General features: G+C 62.0%; 5 protein-coding genes. 3 read left to right on the top strand and 2 right to left on the bottom strand.

Going from position 1 to position 5,843, the window contains the following annotated elements:
• Positions 1–200: 200 nt before the first annotated feature.
• Positions 201–1,310: a helix-turn-helix transcriptional regulator gene (locus EN884_RS22675; protein WP_244507013.1), complete on the bottom strand. Its 1,110-nt coding sequence runs from the start codon at positions 1,308–1,310 to the stop codon at positions 201–203.
• Positions 1,311–1,384: 74 nt separating this feature from the next.
• Entirely contained in the window at positions 1,385–2,527 is a 1,143-nt protein-coding gene (locus EN884_RS22670; protein ID WP_063170515.1) for a helix-turn-helix transcriptional regulator, read from the bottom strand.
• Between the two features lie 283 nt (positions 2,528–2,810).
• Here EN884_RS22670 and EN884_RS22665 point away from each other — a divergent pair, with 283 nt between their 5' ends.
• From EN884_RS22665 to EN884_RS38730, 3 genes are all read left to right on the top strand, one after another.
• Positions 2,811–4,175 carry a YadA-like family protein gene (locus tag EN884_RS22665; protein WP_245491968.1) on the top strand — a complete coding sequence of 455 codons (1,365 nt, stop codon included), beginning with the start codon at positions 2,811–2,813 and terminating at the stop codon, positions 4,173–4,175.
• A gap of 10 nt (positions 4,176–4,185) precedes the next feature.
• Positions 4,186–4,857 (top strand): hypothetical protein, encoded by a 672-nt coding sequence (locus tag EN884_RS22660; protein WP_063170513.1) that lies wholly within the window; start codon positions 4,186–4,188, stop codon positions 4,855–4,857.
• Between the two features lie 219 nt (positions 4,858–5,076).
• Entirely contained in the window at positions 5,077–5,214 is a 138-nt protein-coding gene (locus tag EN884_RS38730; protein WP_164752043.1) for a hypothetical protein, read from the top strand.
• Positions 5,215–5,843: the final 629 nt, after the last annotated feature.

Here is a 5,843-nt window from a genome sequence, read left to right as displayed (position 1 = left end):
TGCCACGAGCGTATAGGAAACGGCAAACGGAAATAATCCGGCCGCGACAACGTATCCGGTTTCCATCATTGATTGGCCCCGCATCATCAACGACCTGCCCTACTTCATGGCTGGCCACTGCAAACCTAGCCAAAATCTGGCCGAAAGACGCGGCCCCGAACAATCGGCAAATGCCGACTGTTAGATTTTTTGTTCGGGAATTACCGGCCACGGCCGCTGAGCGGCTCGGTACTTTTGAGCAGCGCGACCAGTTCGCTCTGCTGCCGGGTCCGGGTCTTGGAGAAAATCCGTTCGAGATAGGTGCGGCAGGTCTTCACGGTAATGTGGGAAAGGGCCGCGGCTTCCTTTAGAGACCGCCCCGATGCCAATGCCGTTGCAAGCCTCGCTTCGGCGGGTGTCAGGTCAAACAGGCTGCGAACATGTAGCTCGAAGCCATCGGGAGTGCGCCGGGCGACCTCCGTCACCATGATCACCGCGCAGCGCTCCGACGCCAGGCCATAGGCGCGGGCATCGACGAACGGTGCGACTGACAACACCAGCCGCGTCAGATCAGATCGCTTGTGATCCGATGGCACGATCAGCGTTCCTCCGGTGCCTGGCATGGCGCCGTTCCGCAACGAGCAGGCATCGGCAACCAGCCGTTGAAGCTCCTGCGCATCTCCGGCATTGGAGGCGACTACCACACCGTGCTTCAGCGCCAGCGGACTGTCGGGCCGCGCCAGCATCGCCTCGGCGGCCTCGTTCATCTGCACGATCCGCTGATGGCCGTTGATCAGAAACACGCCGAAGGGCAGATGCGAAAAAGCCGATGCCAGCGCTGACGTATTCTCCAGCCGCCGGCCGATCTGCCCGGCGCGCAGCATGTGCGGCACGATCTTTTGCAACAGCTGGACGTCGTCGCCACCGAACGCTTCCTGCCTCAAACCGCGATGAATATCAAAAAACCAATAGGAGCCGTTGGCGGCCAGAAGATTACAGGCAAGCCCGTGATACATGTCACGCGGCCTGTACCAGTCTTGCCAGAGTTCACGGCGGCGGAAGCCGGCGCCCCCTTCCGTTACCAGCGTGCGGTCATAGACTTTGCCCACAGGCAGGGCGGCCGCGACTACGCTGATGGGATCGCGCATGTGCGCAGCGGTTACTTCGGACGAAACGAACTCGGGATCATAAACTGTTGAAACTGCGTTGCTCGTCGTTGGATCGAGCCGCACAATGCAGGAGCGCGAGCCGCCAAGGAGATCGCGCAGACCAGTCACTGCTTCGAGCCAGCGTTCCTGATCGTAGGCAGCCTCGTAGATCTGGCCGACCACGGCGGACACCGCTTCCAGGTTTGCGTCAGCCATTGGCCTCGAAATCCTTAGCACGCTCGCTGTGCATGAGCCGGCTACCCGCCGCGCCCGCTAAGCGGTTCGGTGCTCTTGAGCAGCGCAACCAGTTCGCTCTGCTGCCGGGTGCGGGTCTTGGAGAAGATACGTTCGAGATAGGTGCGGCAGGTCTTCACGGTGATGCTCGAGCTTGCCGCGGCTTCCTTCAGCGTCCGCCCGGATGCCAATGTCGCTGCGAGCCGGGCTTCGGCCGGCGTCAGGTCGAACAGGCTGCGGACATGCGTCTCGAAGCCATCGGGGATGCGCCGGGCGACCTCGGTGACCATGATCACCGCGCACCGTTCCGAGGCCAAACCGTAGGCGCGGGCGTCGACGAAGGGCGCAACCGACAGCACCAGCGGCGTCAGGTCGGAGCGCTTGTGATCCGACGGCACCATCAGCGTTCCGCCGGGTCCGGGCATGGCTCCGTCCGGCAGCGAGCAGGCATCCGCGACCAATTGTTGAAGCTCCTGCGCATCCCGGGGATTGGAGGCGACGATCGTGCCTCCATTCAGCCTCAGCGGGCTGTCAGGCCGCGCCAGCATTGCCTCGGCGGCCTCGTTCATCTGAACGATCCGCTGGTGGCCGTTGACCAGGAACACGCCGAAGGGCAGGTGGGAGAAAGCCGATGCCAACGCCGAGGTGTTCTCCAGCCGCCGGCCGATCTGCCCGGCGCGCAACATATGCGGCACGATCTTCTGCAACAGGTCGATGTCGTCGGCACCGAACGCGTCCTGCCTGGAGCCGCGGTGAATATCGAAAAACCAATAGGAGCCGTTGGATGCGAGAAGATTCGAGGCGAGCCCATGATGCATGTCGCGCGGCCTCATCCAGTCCTGCCAAAGCTCACGGCGGCGGAAGTCGGCGCCGTCTTCCGCTATCCGTGCACGGTCATAGATGTTGCCAACCGGCAGCGCAGCCACGACGGTGCTGATGGGATCCCGCATGTGTGCTGCCGCCGCCTCGGGAGTACACAGTCCCGGATCATCGACAGTCCCCACCGCGTTGAACGCCCGCTGATCAAGCCGCGCGATACAGCTTCGCGATGCCTTGAACAGGTCGCGCAGGCCGGTTACCGCACTGAGCCAGCGTTCCTGGTCGTAGGCCGCCTCATAAATCTGGCCGACCACGGCGGAGACCGCTTCGATGGTGACGTCAGCCATGGGAACTTTCCGATCCTTGGGACGATCAGGTTTCGTGAAGAAGCCTAACACACGGAAGCTCTCGCGCAAGTTGCATTGTCGCTGAAGGCGATGATGTCGCCACCGGGTTCCCCTCATCGATAATTAGCAAAAATGAATATGTGACCATGCGGCAACAACCCGACCCAACAAGGAGGTAGCGGCCTCACAAAGCGAGGAACAGTCGGCATATGACGACTGTTCGCTTCATCGCCTTGTCTGCACTCTCCCGCCACATCGGCAATTTGATCGGGGGTTTTTGGGCGTGGTGGCAAGAATGATCAAGCAGGCGGGCGCGCCGCGCCAACTAGAGACAGCCGCACCGTCGGATGGGAGGCGGTTCCGGCTCGCATCGAGAGACGCGAAAGCGACTGAGCAAGACAGCTCGCGCGGCGGTCCGGTCCTCGTCACCGCTTTGGCCGGCGCGATGGTTTTGGCCATCTCGGTATTTCCAGGGCATGCGTTGGCAGGTGAGTGCGCTGGCGGCCACGACACTGGCCATTCCAACAGCCTCGCCTGCGGCAATGATACCAGTATCCCTATAGGACAGGCACAGACATCTGCTGCCTTCGCCACAGCCGTCGGTCCGCACGCGTATGTGGGAGAACTCGAAGGCTCGGCCGTGGGTTATAATGCGGAGGCAGGGGCGCAGGGCACTGCCCTGGGCGCCTATTCAAAAGCGGGACTTGATATCGGCTTTCTGAGCAGCGGTGGCACGGCCATCGGCATGGGCGCCGAGGCGGGCGTAGCGGCTGATGGGCAGAACGAAGCCACTGCATTGGGTCACAACTCAACCGCCAATGCCTTGAACGCCACCGCGCTGGGCGCGGGGGCAACTGCCAATTTCTTGGCTTCCACCGCGATCGGCCAAGGCGCATCGACAACACGCGATAACCAGGTCGCCATCGGCACGGGCGGAAACACCTACACGCTGGCCGGCGTCAATTCGCAGGCGAGCAAGGACGCGCAAGGCGCCACGACCTATCTGATGACAACGGACGGCGACGGCAATCTGGCGGCTTCAACATTCGATGTCGCGACCCTCGAGGGCCTGCCGGCACAGGTCGCCCAGAACAGCACCGACATCACCAATCTGAGCACCACGGTAAACAGTCATACAACGCAGATCACCGCTAACACCGCCGAGCTCGTCGATCATGAGACGCGCATCACCAACAACACGACGCAGATCGCGGCCAACACCACCGAACTCGCCGATCACGAGACGCGCATCACCAGCAACACCAACACGCTCACCACGCACACCACGCAGATCGCGGATCTCGACACCAGGGTAACGACCAATGCCACCAATATTGCTGCGCTCGACGGCCGCGTTGGCGCGCTTGAATCCGGCTTCCAGGATATTGGCAAGCAGATCGGCGAAAGCCGCACGGAAGCCCGTGGCGGTACGGCGCTAGCCCTGGCGACGGCGGGACTGCGTTACGATGACAGGCCTGAGAAACTGTCGATCGCTGGCGGCTTTGGTCATTTCAAGGGGCAATCGGGCCTGGCGCTGGGACTTGGCTACAACACCAGTGAGGATTTTCGCCTCAACGCCGCCGTGTCGGCGACAACCAGCCGTGGCGATGTCGGCGTCAGCGTCGGAGCCTCATGGACACTGAACTGACGCGGCCGGCATGAACGGGGTTTTGGGGCTTCAGCAGATCGTGTCTTTTCAGTGGCGGGCGCCCGGTTGGCGGACCTCGGGCGCCCGCGGTTTTTTCGCTGCGTTGGCCGTCGCGCTGATGGTCGTCTCGGTGCCTGTGCACCCCGCGCATGCGCAAAGCAGAGACAAGCGGGTGATGCAAAAGGCAGCCCATCCCGCCAGCATCGACCGCAACGGCGTGCTGATCCTCACCAGGACAACGCTGCTGGCGCTCGACCAGGCCAACAAGACCGGCAACTACACCGTGCTGCGCGATCTCGGCTCACCGAATTTTCAGGCCAACAGTGCCGCTCAACTCGGTGACATCTTTGCCAGTCAGCGCAAGCAGGCGCTCGATTTCAGCGCCGTCGCGGTACTCGATCCGCAACTGACCTTGCTGCCGCAGATCGAGCCGAACGGTATGCTGCACATAGCGGGGTTTTTCCCATCGGTACCGCTGCAGGTCAATTTCGAGCTGCTGTTCGAACCGGTGAACCGGCAGTGGAAAATCTACGGTGTGTCGGTCAACCTCACGTCCGGCGGGCCGCAGGCGCCCGACACACCCGCCGCCGAGCCGCCGAAGAGGGCCGTTACAGGCCCGCCGCCGGATGGGCCCTCGATCGCCGTGCAAGCGAAGAAGGGAACCAAAGCGGTCAAGCCGTAGGAACGTGGATGCAGGCGGAGCGCTGTTCATCAATGAAGGCGCAACCGTTACCATCAGCAATGTCGACCTTTCCGGCAACGAGGCCAAGGGCGGCGTGGCCAGCAACATCCATCTTTCGTTTGGCGGCGGGTCCGGCGGCGCAGGCAAGCTTCGGGTGGCAATGACTCGGCAAGCCAGGGCGGCATTGGCGGCTCGCCCAATGGCGGCAACGGCGGGACGATGCTCGCAACGGTCGTCATAACCAATAACGGCTCGATCGGCGGTGGCTTCCGCCTTATTGTACTGGAGGTGGGGCACACCCAGCAGATGCCTTCCCAGATTTGCCGTGCGCAAATCGTCAGTGTCGGCAAGGACTAGGGGACCACCTGCTGTAATTGCCCCGGACTGTGCGAGTTGGTGAGCTAGAAGTCCGCCGATCTTTATGCTGCCGATAAGAAGTATGGCTTTGCCACTAAAATTGCCGCGCGATCCCGTGTTTCGACAATAGATGTACCCACGGGGCAAATGTCCCCACCCCTGTGTCTCACAGGCGTGCCGATTTTCGTCAAGGGCTGGTGGGGCAGGGGACGGGTTTTGGCGAACAAGGCTGTTCACGTGAAAACGATGGATGGCGACTGTCTGCCAAAAATTGGCGGAACGCGGACTTCACTGCCCTAACCGGACCGTCGGCTTTGCGCCTCATGTCGGCCATAGATGCAGCAGCAATCAAGGTGGCCCTACCGAACTGCCCTGATCGCGGGGTCGACCGCACCGCCGACCGGGCTGTAGCTTCTTTAGACCTCGGATAGGTTTTGGCGCTATCTATCGGAAAAAAGGAGCCGAAGTCATGATCGAGATCTGGCAGTCACTCCTCGCCAATCTTGCACTGGTCTCCATCCTCGTGGTCGCCTGGGACCTTGTGGCGGACTTCACCGGGCGCCTTTCGAAGCGGATGCAGTCGCTGCTTCTTGGCGTGGTCATGTGCGTGGGCGCGATCATTTCGATGG

The sequence above is a fragment of the Mesorhizobium sp. M7A.F.Ca.AU.001.01.1.1 genome (genome assembly GCF_004022735.1).
Lineage (GTDB): Bacteria > Pseudomonadota > Alphaproteobacteria > Rhizobiales > Rhizobiaceae > Mesorhizobium > Mesorhizobium ciceri.
This window is presented reverse-complemented; position numbering and strand designations above follow the sequence as displayed.